We start from the raw sequence: 14,257 nt of genomic DNA, 5'->3' as shown, positions 1-14,257 counted from the left end.
GTCCTGAAAACTTTTTTATCGAAAACGAAAGGGACCCTTCCTGGGTCCCTCTCGTGGCTCTCCTCCTTCCCGTCAGTGGAGCCCCCTGCTTTCTTGACACTCTGCCGGAGCGCCGGAGGGGATCCCCCTCCGGCGCTCCGCTTCATCCTCCCACCTTCTTCAGGTGCTTCGCCGCCGCTTTCAGCATCAGCTTCTTCGTGCCCGCACCCTCGAAGTCCACCTGGGCCAGCGCGTCGCCGCCCATGGGCTGGACGGACCGCACGACCCCCCGGCCGAAGGCCCCATGCTCCACCCGGTCCCCCTGGGCCAGGACCAGGGAGGGCGCCGCCGCGGTCCGGCTCGCCTCCGCCCGGAGCGTCTCCCGGTACGAGGGGCGGGCGGGACGGGCCCCCGCGGTCCGCGGGGCGCCGCCGGAGGCCGCCCCGCCGAACGCGCCGCCGCCGTAAGCGCCGCTGCCATAGGCCCCGAAGCTCCCTCCGGCCTCCAGCTCCCTGCCTTCCCAGAGGATATCCTCCTCGGGGATCTCCTCCAGGAAGCGGGAGGGGCGGTTGCTGGAGGTCCGGCCGTAGAGCATCCGCTGGCGGGCGTTCGTCAGGGTCAATCGCTCCTTGGCCCGGGTCATGGCCACGTAGCACAGCCGCCGCTCCTCCTCCAGCTCCTCCTCCTCGAACTGGGCGCTGCTGCCGGGGAAGATGCCCTCCTCCATGCCCACCACATACACCCGCGGGAACTCCAGGCCCTTGGCCGCGTGGATGGTCATCATGGTCACGCAGTCGCCGTCCTCCCCCAGGGAGTCCAGGTCCGTGTAGAGCGCGACCTCGTTGAGGAAGCCGGACAGCGTGGCGTCCTCCGGCTGGCGGTCCAGGAAGCCCAGGATGTTGGACTTCAGCTCCTGGACGTTCTCCAGGCGGCCCCAGCTCTCCATGTCGTCCTTGTCCCGCAGGGCCTGGGCATAGCCGGTCTGTTCGCACACGGCGTCATAGAACTCCGGCAGGGCCAGGTCCCCTCCCGCCCTGCGCAATCCGTCGATCAGGTCCGCGAACTTCAAGAGCTTCCCGGCGGCGCTCTTCAGCTCCGGGAAGAGGTCCGCGTTGCGGAGGATCTCGTAGAGGGAGGCCCCCTGCTCCGCCGCCAGGGCCCCCACCTTGTCCATGGTGGCCGCGCCGATGCCCCGGGCGGGGCTGTTCACGATGCGCCGCAGGCGCAGGTCGTCCAGGGGGTTGTTCACCACGCAGAGGTAGGCCAGCATGTCCTTGACCTCCGCCCGGTCGAAGAACTTCATGCCCCCCACCACTTTATAGGGCACGCCGTCCCGGCGCATGGCATATTCCAGGGCGTTGGACTGGGCGTTCATCCGGTAGAGCACGGCGGCGTCCCGGAAGCGGCCCCCCCGGCCCACCGCCGCCAGGATGTCCCCCACCACGAAGGCGGCCTCGTCGCTCTCGTTCAAAACGGTGCGCACCGCCACCGGCTCGCCGCTGCCGTTCTCGGTCCAGAGGGTCTTGCCCTTGCGGCCCGTGTTGTTGCGGATGACGGCGTTGGCCGCGTCCAGGATGTGCTGGGTGGAGCGGTAGTTCTGCTCCAGGCGGATGACCCGGGCGTTCGCGTACTGCCGCTCGAAGTTCAGGATGTTCTCGATGTTCGCCCCCCGGAAGCGGTAGATCGACTGGTCGTCGTCGCCCACCACGCAGAGGTTCTCCCGCCCCCCCGCCAGCAGGCCCGTCAGGAGGTACTGGAGGTGGTTCGTGTCCTGGTACTCGTCCACCAGGACGTAATGGAACTTGTCCTGATAATAGGCCAGGACCTCCGGCTCCCGCTGCAAGAGCGTGACGGTGTGGTAGATGATGTCGTCGAAGTCCAGGGCGTTGGCGGAGGCCAGCTTGGCCTGATAGGCGCGGTAGACCCTGGCCGCGCGGCTGAGCCGCCAGTCATGGTCCCCGTCGTGCCGGCGCGCGAACTCCTCCGGGCCCTGGTACTGGTCCTTGGCGGCACTGATGATGGAGAGCAGGCTCTTGGGGTCGAAGGCTTTGCTGTCCAGCCCCAGGTCCTTCACCACGTCCTTGAGCACCCGCTTGGAATCGTCCGTGTCGTAGATGGTGAAATCCTTGCCGAAGCCCAGGCGCTCGATGTCCCGCCGGAGGATGCGGACGCAGGCGGAGTGGAAGGTGGAGGCCCAGACGTCCCCCGCGGCGGGCCCCAGGCGGAGGGCCAGGCGGTCCTTCAGCTCCCCCGCCGCCTTGTTGGTGAAGGTGATGGCGGCGATCTGCCAGGGCTTGGGCACGTCCACGGCGCACAGCCGCCGGGCCCGGTCGAACTCCAGGGCGTCCGGCTCCGCGGGGAACTGCTCCAAAAACGCCAGGTCCTCCTCCGTCGCGCCGGCGGGGGCGCCGTCGCAGTCGCTGCCCCGGCCATAGGTCAGGAGGTTGTACACCCGCTGGATGAGGACGGTGGTCTTGCCGCTCCCGGCCCCGGCCAGGAGCAGGAGGGGCCCCTCGGTCGTCATGGCGGCCCTGCGCTGCATCGGGTTCAGCTGCCGGAGGTCCCCGGCGATGACCGCCCGCCGGGCGGCGGCGTAGCGTCGGTCGAAGTCGTTCATAGATCCACCTGTCCTCTCGTTCGTTTGTCGTCCCTGCCTATTTTAGGACAAGATCCGCCTCCGGTCAAGCCCCAGCGGCGGGGCGGGAACGCCTCCGTCTCCGTGGATCGGGCCGCGGGAGGCAGATCCAGGCAAGTTTTTGTTGACACCTTTTGAACGAGTATGGTATACTGTCCCATGCGTCGGATGACGTTCTCGATCATGTATGCCGCGCCGCCCCGTCCCGAGACGGGCGGTGTTGGGAAAGCGCCGCCCCGCCGGGAGACCGCAGGGCGGACGGAATACGGACAGGAGGTGTCTCAACAATGGCGACTAAACGTACCTATCAGCCCAAGAAGCTCCATGGCCAGAAGGTCCACGGCTTCCGCAAGCGCATGGCTACCGCCAACGGCCGCAAGGTCCTGGCCCGCCGCCGCGCCAAGGGCCGCGCCCGCCTCTCCTATTGAGCGGCAGGAGACACTTGAACACGAGTCCTGACAGGGGCGGCTGGGGTCGTTGGGATCCCTCCGTCCCTTGTGCTGGTACTCATCGCTGGGAGGCCGGTCTATGAAAGCGGCGGTGACGCTGAAAAAGAATCATGAGTTCCGCCGCCTGTACCAGAAGGGCGCGTCGGCGGTGGGGGGCGCCATGGTGGTCTACTGCCGGAAGAACCGGCTGGGGCACGGCCGCCTCGGCGTCACCGTCTCCACGAAGCTGGGGGGCGCCGTGGTCCGCAACCGGGCCCGCCGCCGCCTGCGGGAGGTCTACCGGCTCAACGCCCCGCGGCTGCGCCCGGGCTGGGACATCGTCCTGGTGGCCCGGGGGAGGGCCCTCACCGCCCCGTGGAAGGAGCTGAACGACACCTTCCTGCGCCTTTGCCGGAAGCTGGGCCTCCTGGGGGACGCGTCATGAAGCAGATCCTGATCTTCCTGGTGCGGTCCTACCGGCGGTATATCTCCCCCTGCCGCCCCCCGTGCTGCAACTATATCCCCACCTGCTCCCAGTACGCCCTGGAGGCGCTGGAGAAGTACGGGGCGGTGAAGGGGAGCTGGCTCGCGTTCAAGCGGATCCTCAGATGCAACCCTTTCCACAAGGGAGGGTACGACCCCGTGCCCTGAGGGGGGAGGGACATCCCCCCACTGAACAAAACGAGAGGAACGAATTATGTTTTCAACCATCGGATACATCATCTGTATCCCTTTCGCCTGGCTGGTGCGGCTGTTCTACAACCTGACCGGCTCTTATGGCATGGCCATCATCCTCTTCACCCTGGTGATCAAGCTGATCATGCTCCCCTTCCAGATGAAGTCCAAGAAGAGCATGATGCGCATGAGCCGGATGAACGGCAGGCTCCAGGAGATCCAAAAGAAATACGCCAACAACCAGACCAAGCAGGCCGAGGAGATGCAGAAGCTCTACGCCGAGGAGGGGGTCAACCCCATGTCCGGCTGCCTGTGGAGCTTCCTGCCCTTCCCGGTGCTCCTGGCGCTGTACTCCATCATCCGCCAGCCCATCACCCACTTCATGACGCTCTCCTCGGACGTGGTGCAGCAGATGGTGGACGCCGTCGCGAAGGCCGGGCTGAGCCTGGAGGGCATCGCCCAGATGAAGGACGGGGCCGCCGTGGTCCGGGACGGCGTGACCCAGCTCATGCCCTACGGGCAGATCAACCTGGTCACCACCATCTCCTCCCAGCTGCCGGAGGTCGGGTCCTCCGTGGAGGGGTGGATCAACATGGACTACACCTCCTTCGGGCTGGACATGGCGGCCGATCCCTGGAGCATGGTCAAGGGCTTCAGCTTCTCCTGGGCGGCCATCGGGCTGATCCTGATCCCGATCCTGGCCGGCGCCAGCCAATTCCTCCTGACCCGGATCACCATGAAGCACCAGCCCGCCGCCGACGCCTCCGCCAACGCCATGAACCGCACCATGATGTTCATGCCACTGTTCTCCGTGTATATCGCCTTCACCATGCCCGCGGCCCTGGGCCTGTACTGGATCGCCCAGAGCGGCATCTCTGCCGTGCAGGAGTTCCTCATGGGCAGGTTCTTCAACAAGCGGATGGAGGAAGAGGAGAACGCCCGCTATGAGGCCCGTCAGGCGGAGCGGAAGCGCAAGATGGAGGAGGCCAAGCTCCTCCAGGAACAGCAGCGCCAGCAGGCCTCGCAGAAGCAGACCCTGAAGGAAAAGCAGAAGGCCGCCCGGGACGCCAAGGCCGCCAAAGCCGCCAAGGCCGGCTCCGCCACCACGGAGGCCGGACGGGTGGGGGACAGGCCCTACGCCCGGGGCCGGGCCTACAAGCCGGACCGTTATGACGAAACGTAAAGGTGGAAGCCGATATGAGAGACTATATTGATGTGACGGGCAAGAACGAGGACGAGGCCATCACCAAGGCCCTGGCCCAGCTGGGCCTGGACCGGGACGACGTGTCCGTGGAGGTCCTGGAACGGGCGAAGTCCGGCTTCCTGGGCATCGGCGCCAGTCCCGCGAAGATCCGCGTGTACTACGGTCCCGAGGAAGGCCCCGCGGAGCCGGAGCCGGCGCCCGCCGTCCGTGAGGAGCCCCGGCGGGAAGAGCCCCGGCGGGAGGAGCCCCGCAGGGAGGAGCCCCGCAGGGAAGAGGCCCCCAAGCCCCGCCGCCCCGTCTCGGAGAAGCGGGAGCCCCGGAAGGAGCGCCCCGCCCCCGAGAAGAAGGAACGCCCCGCCCCGCCCCGGCGGGAAGCCCCCGCGCCCCTGGCCGCAAATCTTGGCGCGGAAGCGGACGACGAGAAGGCCCAGGCGATCAAAAGCTTCCTCTCCGGGCTGCTGGAGCACATGGACAGCGCCGCGGAGATCAAGGTGTACCTGCCGGAGAAGGGGCGGTACAAGGTCATCCTGGAGGGCCAGGGCCTGGGGGCCCTGATCGGCCGCCGGGGGGAGACCCTGGACGCCATCCAGCAGCTGACCAGCTACGCCGTCAACCGGGGCGGCGGGCCCAGGGTCCGCATCCACCTGGACGCGGAGAACTACCGGGCCAAGCGGGAGCAGAGCCTCCAGCACCTGGCCCGGAAGGTGGCGGGCAAGGTGGTCCGCTACCGCCGCAGCGTCACCCTGGAGCCGATGAACGCCTACGAGCGGCATGTGATCCACACCGCCCTGCAGGACTTCGACGGCGTGACGACCTACTCCACCGGCACCGACCCCAACCGCCGGGTCGTGGTCTCCTTCGACCGGGGGGAGCTCCCCCCTCGGGAGAAGAGGTACCAGAGCGAGCTTTGATCCACCCCGGCGGCAGGCCGGAACGGTACGGATCTGCACGATATCAGAGAGGGGCCATGCCTGGCGGCATGGCCCCTCTCTCTTCATCCTTCATCTGGCCCGGAGGTTTTCCACGGTCCCTCCCTCCGGCGTGACGTTCACCGTGCGGCAGGTCGTATAGACCACCATGCCGGGACGGCCCCCGGCGGGCTTCTTCACGTTCCGGACCTCCGTATAGTCCACGGGGACGTTCCCGCTCCCCCTGGCCTGGGAGAACCACGCCGCCAGCATGGCCGCCTGGGCGACGTCCTCCGCGGAGGGGGACGGCCCCCCGGCGCAGCGGAGGATGACGTGGGAGCCGTGGATCTTCTGGGCATGGAGCCACAGGTCCCGGCGGTCCGCGTCCTTCAGGGTCAGCTTGTCGTTCTGCCGGTTGTTCCGGCCCACCTGGACCCGGAAGCCGCCGCCCGTGCGGAACTCCCAGGGGGCGGCGGGGCGGGCCTTCTCCTTCTTCCCCCTGCCCTGCTTCTTCAGGAAGCCCGCCTCCCGCAGCTCTTCCCGGATGTCCAGGAAGTCCTGCTCCGTCTCCGCCTGGGCGATCTCCGCCAGGACGCTCTCCAGGTACTCCAGGTCCCGCCCCGCGATCCCCATCTGCTCCCGGAGGTACTTCTCCGCCGTCTTGGCCTTGGTGTAGCGCTTGTAGTACTTGGCGGCGTTCTGCTGGGGGCTGAGCAGGGGGTCCAGGGGGATCGTGACGGGGGCGCCGCCGTCGTAGTAGTCCTCGCACTCCAGCCTGCTCTGCCCCCGCTCCATCCGGAAGAGGTTCGCGGTGATCAGGTCGCCCTGGATCCGGAGCTTGTCCCGCTCCTGGGTCTGGGCGTACTCCTTCTCCTGGAGGGCCAGCTTCCGCCGGAGGCGGTCCCGCGCCGTCGAGGCCGCCCGGAGGAGGTCCGCTCCCCGCTGGCGGGCCCGCTCCTGCCGCTCCCGGGCCTCGTAGAAGGCGTCCAGCAGGGCGGAGAAGCTGCCGTATACCACCGTCTCCGCCGCGCCGCCGTATTGCTCCACGGGGACGCAGGCGAAGTCCAGGGGCCTGCCGTCCCGCAGGAGGCAGACCGGGAGGAAGTCCTCCCTGCGGATCCGGTCCAGGAACGCCTCCATCGCCCGCCACAGCGGGGCGGGGCCCCCCAGCTGGAAGAGCCGGGCGTCCGTGTCCCCCGCCGCCTGGAAGGCCAGCTCCCGCGCCATCAGGGGGGAGAGGCCGAAGTAGCTGCCCAGCAGGAAGGCGTCCAGCGCCTCCTCCGCCGGAGCGGCGGCGAAGCGGGCGGCGAAGCCCGTCTCCGTCTCCTCCGTCACCGGGAGCCGCCCCGCGGAGGCGGGAGGCTGGTAGAACAGCCCCGGCAGGACCTGCCGCGCGGCGGACATGTCCGCGTCCACCCGGCGCAGGCTGTCGATCACCCGGCCCTCCCCGTCCAGCAGGATGAGGTTGGAGCGGCGGCCCATGGCCTCCAGGACCAGGGCCCGCCGGCCCGTCCGCCCCAGCTCGTCGGAGGCGTCCAGCTCGATGCGGACCAGCCGCTCCAGGGGCGGCTGGACGATGTCCGCCACCCGGGCCCCCGCCAGGTGCTTGCGCAGGAGCATGCAGAACATGGGCGGCTGCGCCGGGTTGTCCCGGACCGCCGCCGTCAGATGGATGCGGGGCGCGCCCGCCCCGGCGTCCAGCAGCAGCCGCCGCCCCCGGAAGAGCAGGACCACCTGGTCCTTGGCGGGCTGCTGGATCTTATCGATCCGCGCCCCGATCAGCTGGGGCCTCAGCTCCGCCACCACCGCCTGTATGCACACCGCGTCGATCGCCATCGTCCTCCACCTCCATCATCTTGCAGAACAATCCGTTGATCCGCTCCGTCTCCCCCCGGAGGTACAGCCAGCCCAGCAGGGCCTCCAGGGCCGTGGCCTCGCCGTACTGGGCGCGGCTGGCGTGGCGGGGCACCGTGTGGACCTGGGCGTTCCGCCCCCGGCGGAAGACCGCCCGCTCCTCCTCCGTCAGGAGGGGGAGGATCTTCTCCGCCTTCTCCGCCTGGGACTCCGCGCAGACCAGCCGGACCGCGGCCTGGTGCATCCCCCGTCCCGTGGCCCCGCCATGGGTGCAGAGCCAGGCGCGGACCAGCAGCTCGAACACCGCGTCCCCCATGTGCGCCAGGCCGATCGAGCTGATCTCCAGGATGCGCTCCCGGCTCAGCTCCAGGTGGAAATGATCTTCCATAGCCCCCTCCTTCATCGCGCGCCTCCCAATGCCGCCGCCAAGCGGGCGAAGTCCTCCAGCGTCAGCCGTTCCCCCCGGACGCTCTCGGAAAGGCCCAGGGAGGCGGCGGCGGACTGGATCTGCTCCTTCCCCAGCTCCGGCAGGGCGGAGGCCAGGCTGTTGACCAAGGTCTTGCGCCGCAGGAGGAAGGCCCCCCGGACCACCCGGAAGAAGAACGCCTCGTCCTCCACGGCCACGGCGGGCCGCTCCCGCCGGACGCAGCGCAGCACCGCCGAGCCCACCTTAGGCACGGGGAAGAACTTCGCCGCCGGGACGTCGAAGAGGACCTCCGTCTCCATGGAGTACTGCAGCCACAGCGTGAACGCCCCGCCGCCGGGGCTCCCCTGGGGCGCCGCCAGGCGGTGGGCCACCTCCTTCTGGAGCAGGACGGTGACGCTCTCGAAGCAGGGCGTCCCCACCAGCTGCGTCAGCACCGGCGTGGTGATGTTATAGGGCAGGTTGGCGCAGACGATGGGCCGGAGCCCGGCGAACCTCTCCGCCGCCAGGGCGGCGAGGTCCATCTTCAATACGTCCCCCGGGACGATCTCCACGTTCCCGAAGCCCGCCAGGGTCTCTGCCAGCACCGGCAAAAGCCGCTCGTCCAGCTCCACGGACGCCACCTTCCCGGCCCGCCGGGCCAGCTCCGCCGTGAGGCAGCCCACCCCCGGGCCGATCTCCAGCACGCCGCAGCTCCCGTCCGCCCGGGAGGCGGCGGCGATGTCCGCCGGGACGGCGGGGTCGATGAGGAAGTTCTGCCCCATGGACTTGGAGAAGCGGAACCCATGCCGCCCCAGCAGGGCGCGGAGGGCTTCCCGGTCACAAAGGTCCATGCGCTCACCGCCTTTCCTTCAGGTCTCAAAGGGGAGTATAGCAGAAAAACCCCCGGGAGGGAAGGGGGAAAATGATCCGGAGGCCCCCGGGCTTGCGATCCCCGGCCGTTTTGGTATACTGGTATCATCAAAAAAAGGAGGTCTCCCCCATGTACCAGACCATCGACCGGGCCGCATGGCCCCGGCGGGAGCAGTTCGACTTTTTCTCCCGCATGTCCCAGCCCTTCTACAGCGTCACCTTCAAACAGGACGTGACCCGGCTCTATGCCTTCACTAAGGAGGCCCGGCTCTCCTTCTACTACTCCCTGGTCTATCTCTGCACCCAGGCCATGGACCGGGTGGAGGCGTTCCGCTATGGCCTGGAGGGGGAGGGGCTGGTCCTCTACGACCGGCGCGTCCCCAGCTTCACGGATCTCCACCCCGGCAGCGAGCAGTTCCACATCGTCACCCTGCCCCGGGAGGGGAGCATCCGGGACTTCTGCGCCGCCGCGCGGGAGAGGAGCCGCGCCCAGACCGCCTTCCTCAGCGGGGAGGACGGACGGGACCTGATCTACTTCACCTGCCTGCCCTGGATGGAGGTGACGGCCCTGACCAACGAGCGGGACTTCGACCCCGACGACTCCGTGCCCCGCGTTGCCTGGGGGAAGTACGCGGACGAGGGGGGCCGGAAGGTGCTCCACATCTCCCTGGAGCTGAACCACCGCTTCGTGGACGGCCTCCACGCGGGGCGGTTCCACCAGGAGCTGTCGGCGCTGATCGAGGCGCTGTGAGGCTCCATCGAAAAAGGACCGGGGACGTCCTGTCCCCGGTCCTCTTTTCATTCAGGGCTCCTCGCCCCAATACTGGACGCTCCACTGCCAGACGTCCGACTGAAGGGTCAGGATCTGGAGCCTCCCGTCTCCTCCCCGCCGGAACCACACCGTCCCATCGGCGGCGGAGGCCAAGCCCCCGCTCCCGTCCAAGACCGGTCCCGGGTCTGCCCGGAGGTCCGCCGACAGGGTCCCCCGGCCGTTGCCTCCGATGGTCTCGTCCCAGTGCTCCAAAAACTCCTCCGGCCCGTCCACGACCCACGTCCCATCGATAGTCTTCACTTGGGCGGGGTAGGTGAGGAGGTCCGCGATCTCCTCTCTCTTCCCGCCGTCGATCAGGTCCGCCAGGTCCAGGAGGAAGGCCCGCCCCTCGTCCAGGGAGAGGGACACATACGGGTCCTCCTCCCCGGTATCCTGGGTGATGGCCCCGGCGTCCTGGGCCCGGATGCTCCACTGGTCCGTCTGGAGGGTGAAGACGCGGATCGCGCCGTCCTCCACCAGGCCGAACCACACCGCCCCGCCGGCGGCGGAGGCCAGGCCGCTTCCGTCGGCGAAGGGCGCGGGGTCCCATGTCATGTCCGCCGCCAGGCCCTGGGCACCGGATCCGATGGTCTCGTCATAATGCTCCAGGAGCTCCTCCGGCCCGTCCACCGTGAAGGACGCGTCCAAGGTCTCCACCTTGGCAGGATAGGCCAGCATGTCCGCCACCTCTCTCCGTCGCCCGTCCCCGATCCGCTCTGCCAGCAGGAGGACGAAGTCCCGGGCCACGTCGCTCTGGATCCCCGTCCGGGTGTATAAAGGGTCCTCGGGCTCCGAAGGCAGGGTGGGTTGGCTCTGCAGCTCCTCCATATACCGCTCGTTGGCCTCCGCGATGGCATCCAGGTCCGGAGCCTCCGCCGGGGCCAGGGCGGAGTAGATAAAACTGTCCGCCAGGGCTTCCAGCTCCTCCCGGCCGATGGGCCCGCAGGAGAAGGTGTCGTCCCCCTGCTCCCCCGTCAGCACGTTCACCAGGACGAAGCTGTCCCCCAGGTCCGCCAGGATCAGCGAGCGGTCCCGGGCCCCCAGGCCCAGGGCGACGGAGGTCCCGTCCGCCGCCTGGAAGCCCCACTCCTCGAAATCGCTCAGGTCCCCGATGTTCAGCGCCACATCGTCGAAGGTCCCCTTGACAGAGCGGCTGAACTGGTACTCGATGGTCCCGTAGCCCTTCAGCTCCCCGGCCCCCAGCTCCGCTTCCCCGTCGAAGCGGAAGGTGCCGTTCTCGTAGATATAGCCGCTGTAAGGAGTGACGTTCTCCCTGCAAAAGTCCCCCGCCGCGATGGTCCAGGTCTCCTCCAGCAGGACCTCCTCCATCCGCTCGTGGAGCTTCAGATCGTACTTGGCCGCGATCCTCTCCAGCTCATCGGCCATCTCCTGGGTGTAGACCAGATAGAGGCCGTAGTCCTCCTCGAAGCCCGTGGGCTCGTTGCCGATCGAGCCGATGATGGCCCCATCCTGGTCATAGCGCTCCAAAAACGCCCGCCACTCCGCCAGGGCCCTGCTCTCCGGGGCGTCCCCCCAGCCGGAGAGGCTGACGAAGTCCTTGTACTCCTTCTCTCCCGGGATCACCACGCCGTCCTCGTCCGTCACCAGGACGCTGCCCTTCTCCGGAAGCAGCACGTCCCGCAGGCCGAAGAAGTTGGCCGCCACCGCCAGGGCGGACAGCGCCGCCAAAAGGGCCGCTGCCGCCGCCAGGCCCGCCAGCCACCGCAGGCCCTTCCTGTGTCTCACCATCTCATAATCCTCCCACCGGATCTCTCTGGACCCATGGACTTGGGAGAAGGTCTCCTGGTAAAAGCGCTCGTTACTCATCCTGCCAGTCCTCCCCCAAACGTTCCTTCAGCCGCCGCCGGGCCCGGGCCAGCCGGGTGGTCACTGTGGACGCCTCCACCCCCAGGAGCCCCCCGATCTCCCGGACGCTGAGCTCCTCGTAGTAGAACAGGTCCAGCACCATCCGGTATTTCTCCGGCAGGGCCATGACCTCCCGGTACAGCGCCGCCTGCTCCGGCCGGTCGAAGACCGGGACCTCCGGCACCTCCTCCCAGGAGGCCCGGCGTTTGCGCCAGGGGCTGCGCAGCACGTCGCGGCAGTAGTTCACCGTCACCCGCAGCAGCCAGCGCCGCAGGTGCTCCTCGCCCTCGAAGCCTCTCCTGCAGCCGAACAGGCGCAGGAAGACCTCCTGCACGGCGTCGTCCGCGTCCTGGGGGCTGCCCAGGGCGTGGAGGGCCGTGCGGTAGACCATATCCTGATACCGCCTGACGGCGGCGTTGAAGCGGGCTTCGTCCATATGTCGTCCTCGTTTTGTCTGTCGTTGGGAGCGCTCTCACTCTATGTACGATCCGCCGGCGGGGCCTGTCTCACGTCCTCCGATATTTTTACAGGGGAAGGAGGGACCGTTTCGCGGTCCCTCCTTCCTATCGTCCTCACCGCGCCTCCAGGCGCGCCTGCATATGCAGTCCCTTCCCCAGCATCCGCGCCAGGGGCACGCCCAGCAGACCGCACACCGCCGCTTCGCCGGCCCCCACCGTCAGGGCGTTCAGCCCGTAGGCGGGCCAGAAGGCCCCGCCGCCCCGGACCACGTACCAGGCGATCTCCGCCCCCACGATGGCGGCGTTGCACACCACCGGCGGCAGCGCCGCCAGCCACACGTTCGGCATCCTCCGGCTCCACAGCGCCGCCAGCAGCGTCGCCAGCGTGCCGAAGATCCAGTCCAGCATGATCGGCGAACCCAGCAGGTTCGCCAGGAAGCATCCCACCGCCAGGCCGGGCACGGCCTCCGGGAACAGGAAGGGCAGCACCGTCATGGCCTCCGCCACGCGGAACTGCACGCCCAGGTACTGCGGGATGGGCAGGATGAGGGTCGCCGCCGTGTAGACAGCGGCGATGAGCCCGGCGAGCGCTATGCGCCGGGTCGGGGAACGTTTTCGGTCCATGTTCGATCCTCCATTTTTTTAGTCTGCCCCTGCGCGGGGCCAGCAGGGTGATGGCACCTGCCGCTGGAAAGTATACCACGAAGCCCCCTGGGATGCAAGGGAAGATCACCCTCTGTCAAAAAAAGTCAAAAACGCTTGACGCGGGCCGGGAGCTGTCGTATACTACTACAAGTCCGTTCGTTACGTAAACGATTTTTTTATTGCGCAAAGGAACGTATCATGAAAGTCACCATCAGCGACGTGGCCCGGCTGGCAGGGGTCTCCACCGCCACCGTCTCCCACACCATCAACAACACCCGCTATGTCTCCAGCGACACCAAGGAGAAGGTCTACCGCGCCATCGGGCAGCTGGGCTACACCCCCGACGCCTCCGCCCGGAGCTTCCGCACCGGGAAGAAGAACACCATCGGCTTCCTCGTCCCCGACATCTCCAACAAGTTCTTCGCCACCATCATCGAGTCGGCGGAGGACTGCCTCTCCGCCAAGGGCTACCACCTCATCATCGCCAACACCAAGGAGGATATGGACCGGGAGGAGACGGACCTCCGCCTCCTCACCGCCGGGCTGGTGGACGGGCTGCTGATCGCCAGCACCATGGACGACTTCCGGCGCCTGGACGCCCTGATCCCCGCCGGGTTCCCGGTGGTGCTGGTGGACCGGACCTTCGGGACGCAGAAGTACCCCTCCGTCTCCGTCTCCAATTTCCAGCCCATCTACCGCAGCGTCTGCCGCCTGGCGGCCCGGGGGAAGCGCCGGATCGGCATCCTCGCCGGCCTGCCCCGGCTCTCCACCACCAAGGAGCGCGTCGCCGCCTACCGGGCGGCGGTGTCGGACTGCGGCCTGGACCAGGACGAGGCCCTGATCCGCTACGGCGATTCCATGGAGGACAGCGCCCCGCCCTGCCTGGAGCACCTGCTGGATCAGCGGTGCGACGCCATCCTGGTCTGCCAGGGCCTGATGGCCGCCGTCACCATCGCCTACCTCCGGGGGAAGGGCATCCAGCCCCGGCGGGACCTGGAGCTGGTCAGCTTCGTGGACTACGACACCCATGCCTACGAGTTCTATTATGAACAGATGGACCGCATCATCCAGCCCGTCGAGGAGCTGGGCCAGGCCGCCGGGGAGCAGATCCTCCTCCGGGTGGAGCACCCTGACGCGCCGGTGCTGGAGCGGGTGCTGACCTCCGCCTACCGGCCTTATCCGGCGGGGGAGGGGCCCTCCTGACGAAAAAGAGGACGGAGCACAGCTCCGTCCTCTTTTTGCCATATGTTCACTCTTTCTCGAACACGTCCTTGCCCATCTCGCAGATGGGGCAGACCCAGCTCTCGGGGACCTGCTCCCACGGAGTGCCGGGGGCGACGCCGTTGTCGGGATCCCCCACGGCGGGGTCATAGACGTACCCGCAGGGGCATACGTACTTATCCATCGTCTCGTCCTCCAGATCCCAAGATCACTTGAAGTACCGCTCCAGCAGGCCCTTGAACGCCTTGCCGTGGCGGGCCTCGTCCCGGGCCATCTCGTGGACGGTGTCATGGATGG

At 68.1% G+C, this 14,257-nt stretch carries 15 protein-coding genes and 1 pseudogene; 7 read left to right on the top strand and 9 right to left on the bottom strand.

Annotated elements, in window-relative coordinates; genetic code table 11:
- Window positions 1–142 precede the first annotated feature (142 nt).
- Window positions 143–2,596 (bottom strand): ATP-dependent helicase, encoded by a 2,454-nt coding sequence (locus QZ332_RS11015; RefSeq protein ID WP_295765296.1) that lies wholly within the window; start codon window positions 2,594–2,596, stop codon window positions 143–145.
- A 305-nt stretch (window positions 2,597–2,901) separates the two neighbouring features.
- Between QZ332_RS11015 and rpmH the strand changes: the two genes are divergently transcribed.
- The 5 genes from rpmH to jag all read left to right on the top strand — a co-directional run bounded on the left by rpmH (window position 2,902) and on the right by jag (window position 5,832).
- Window positions 2,902–3,042, top strand: a complete 141-nt coding sequence (gene rpmH, locus QZ332_RS11010) for a 50S ribosomal protein L34 (protein ID WP_021751147.1) — start codon at window positions 2,902–2,904, stop codon at window positions 3,040–3,042.
- 100 nt (window positions 3,043–3,142) lie between these two features.
- Window positions 3,143–3,487, top strand: coding sequence for a ribonuclease P protein component (rnpA, locus tag QZ332_RS11005; protein WP_295765293.1), 345 nt, complete (start codon window positions 3,143–3,145; stop codon window positions 3,485–3,487).
- Window positions 3,484–3,693: a membrane protein insertion efficiency factor YidD gene (yidD, locus tag QZ332_RS11000; protein ID WP_295765290.1), complete on the top strand. Its 210-nt coding sequence runs from the start codon at window positions 3,484–3,486 to the stop codon at window positions 3,691–3,693. Before rnpA ends, yidD begins: the two co-directional genes overlap by 4 nt.
- Window positions 3,694–3,739: 46 nt before the next feature.
- Window positions 3,740–4,900, top strand: a complete 1,161-nt coding sequence (locus tag QZ332_RS10995) for a YidC/Oxa1 family membrane protein insertase (protein ID WP_295765287.1) — start codon at window positions 3,740–3,742, stop codon at window positions 4,898–4,900.
- A gap of 14 nt (window positions 4,901–4,914) precedes the next feature.
- Window positions 4,915–5,832, top strand: coding sequence for an RNA-binding cell elongation regulator Jag/EloR (gene jag, locus QZ332_RS10990; RefSeq protein ID WP_295765284.1), 918 nt, complete (start codon window positions 4,915–4,917; stop codon window positions 5,830–5,832).
- 90 nt (window positions 5,833–5,922) lie between these two features.
- On the opposite strand, the gene QZ332_RS10985 is transcribed toward jag, so the two are convergent.
- The 3 genes from QZ332_RS10985 to rsmA are packed head-to-tail and all read right to left on the bottom strand — an operon-like array spanning window position 5,923 to window position 8,940.
- Complete coding sequence (locus QZ332_RS10985) at window positions 5,923–7,665, bottom strand: NFACT family protein (RefSeq protein ID WP_295765280.1); 1,743 nt, start codon at window positions 7,663–7,665, stop codon at window positions 5,923–5,925.
- On the bottom strand, window positions 7,589–8,071 hold the full coding sequence (locus QZ332_RS10980) for a Mini-ribonuclease 3 (protein ID WP_295765276.1): 483 nt from the start codon (window positions 8,069–8,071) through the stop codon (window positions 7,589–7,591). Before QZ332_RS10980 ends, QZ332_RS10985 begins: the two co-directional genes overlap by 77 nt.
- 11 nt (window positions 8,072–8,082) lie before the next feature.
- Window positions 8,083–8,940 (bottom strand): 16S rRNA (adenine(1518)-N(6)/adenine(1519)-N(6))-dimethyltransferase RsmA, encoded by an 858-nt coding sequence (gene rsmA / locus QZ332_RS10975; protein ID WP_295765273.1) that lies wholly within the window; start codon window positions 8,938–8,940, stop codon window positions 8,083–8,085.
- Between the two features lie 149 nt (window positions 8,941–9,089).
- Between rsmA and QZ332_RS10970 the strand changes: the two genes are divergently transcribed.
- Window positions 9,090–9,710 carry a CatA-like O-acetyltransferase gene (locus QZ332_RS10970; protein ID WP_295765270.1) on the top strand — a complete coding sequence of 207 codons (621 nt, stop codon included), beginning with the start codon at window positions 9,090–9,092 and terminating at the stop codon, window positions 9,708–9,710.
- A gap of 51 nt (window positions 9,711–9,761) precedes the next feature.
- Here QZ332_RS10970 and QZ332_RS10965 read toward each other — a convergent pair whose 3' ends face one another.
- From QZ332_RS10965 to QZ332_RS10955, 3 genes are all read right to left on the bottom strand, one after another.
- Complete coding sequence (locus QZ332_RS10965; protein ID WP_295765267.1) at window positions 9,762–11,597, bottom strand: hypothetical protein; 1,836 nt, start codon at window positions 11,595–11,597, stop codon at window positions 9,762–9,764.
- Complete coding sequence (locus QZ332_RS10960; RefSeq protein WP_295765264.1) at window positions 11,590–12,072, bottom strand: RNA polymerase sigma factor; 483 nt, start codon at window positions 12,070–12,072, stop codon at window positions 11,590–11,592. Before QZ332_RS10960 ends, QZ332_RS10965 begins: the two co-directional genes overlap by 8 nt.
- A 136-nt stretch (window positions 12,073–12,208) precedes the next feature.
- Window positions 12,209–12,718 carry a QueT transporter family protein gene (locus QZ332_RS10955; RefSeq protein WP_295765261.1) on the bottom strand — a complete coding sequence of 170 codons (510 nt, stop codon included), beginning with the start codon at window positions 12,716–12,718 and terminating at the stop codon, window positions 12,209–12,211.
- Window positions 12,719–12,937: 219 nt separating this feature from the next.
- On the opposite strand from QZ332_RS10955, the gene QZ332_RS10950 reads away from it, so the two are divergent.
- A complete protein-coding gene (locus QZ332_RS10950; protein ID WP_295765258.1) occupies window positions 12,938–13,942 on the top strand; it encodes a LacI family DNA-binding transcriptional regulator in 1,005 nt (334 codons plus the stop codon).
- Between the two features lie 46 nt (window positions 13,943–13,988).
- On the opposite strand, the gene QZ332_RS10945 is transcribed toward QZ332_RS10950, so the two are convergent.
- Entirely contained in the window at window positions 13,989–14,144 is a 156-nt protein-coding gene (locus QZ332_RS10945) for a rubredoxin (RefSeq protein WP_204790211.1), read from the bottom strand.
- 24 nt (window positions 14,145–14,168) lie between these two features.
- Window positions 14,169–14,257 (bottom strand): annotated as a pseudogene (locus QZ332_RS10940) (NADH peroxidase); the annotation flags it as partial.

This window comes from uncultured Oscillibacter sp. (assembly GCF_910584465.1).
In the GTDB taxonomy this organism is placed as follows: domain Bacteria; phylum Bacillota; class Clostridia; order Oscillospirales; family Oscillospiraceae; genus Oscillibacter.
Note: the sequence above shows the minus strand (reverse complement) of the source record. Positions and strands in the feature narration are given on the sequence as shown.

Bases quoted from the DNA above. Each gene is read 5' to 3' on its own strand.
- QZ332_RS11015 (WP_295765296.1), bottom strand. From the start codon at position 2,596: ATGAACGACTTCGACCGACGCTACGCCGCCGCCCGGCGGGCGGTCATC.
- rpmH (WP_021751147.1), top strand. From the start codon at position 2,902: ATGGCGACTAAACGTACCTATCAGCCCAAGAAGCTCCATGGCCAGAAG.
- rnpA (WP_295765293.1), top strand. From the start codon at position 3,143: ATGAAAGCGGCGGTGACGCTGAAAAAGAATCATGAGTTCCGCCGCCTG.
- yidD (WP_295765290.1), top strand. From the start codon at position 3,484: ATGAAGCAGATCCTGATCTTCCTGGTGCGGTCCTACCGGCGGTATATC.
- QZ332_RS10995 (WP_295765287.1), top strand. From the start codon at position 3,740: ATGTTTTCAACCATCGGATACATCATCTGTATCCCTTTCGCCTGGCTG.
- jag (WP_295765284.1), top strand. From the start codon at position 4,915: ATGAGAGACTATATTGATGTGACGGGCAAGAACGAGGACGAGGCCATC.
- QZ332_RS10985 (WP_295765280.1), bottom strand. From the start codon at position 7,665: ATGGCGATCGACGCGGTGTGCATACAGGCGGTGGTGGCGGAGCTGAGG.
- QZ332_RS10980 (WP_295765276.1), bottom strand. From the start codon at position 8,071: ATGGAAGATCATTTCCACCTGGAGCTGAGCCGGGAGCGCATCCTGGAG.
- rsmA (WP_295765273.1), bottom strand. From the start codon at position 8,940: ATGGACCTTTGTGACCGGGAAGCCCTCCGCGCCCTGCTGGGGCGGCAT.
- QZ332_RS10970 (WP_295765270.1), top strand. From the start codon at position 9,090: ATGTACCAGACCATCGACCGGGCCGCATGGCCCCGGCGGGAGCAGTTC.
- QZ332_RS10965 (WP_295765267.1), bottom strand. From the start codon at position 11,597: ATGAGTAACGAGCGCTTTTACCAGGAGACCTTCTCCCAAGTCCATGGG.
- QZ332_RS10960 (WP_295765264.1), bottom strand. From the start codon at position 12,072: ATGGACGAAGCCCGCTTCAACGCCGCCGTCAGGCGGTATCAGGATATG.
- QZ332_RS10955 (WP_295765261.1), bottom strand. From the start codon at position 12,718: ATGGACCGAAAACGTTCCCCGACCCGGCGCATAGCGCTCGCCGGGCTC.
- QZ332_RS10950 (WP_295765258.1), top strand. From the start codon at position 12,938: ATGAAAGTCACCATCAGCGACGTGGCCCGGCTGGCAGGGGTCTCCACC.
- QZ332_RS10945 (WP_204790211.1), bottom strand. From the start codon at position 14,144: ATGGATAAGTACGTATGCCCCTGCGGGTACGTCTATGACCCCGCCGTG.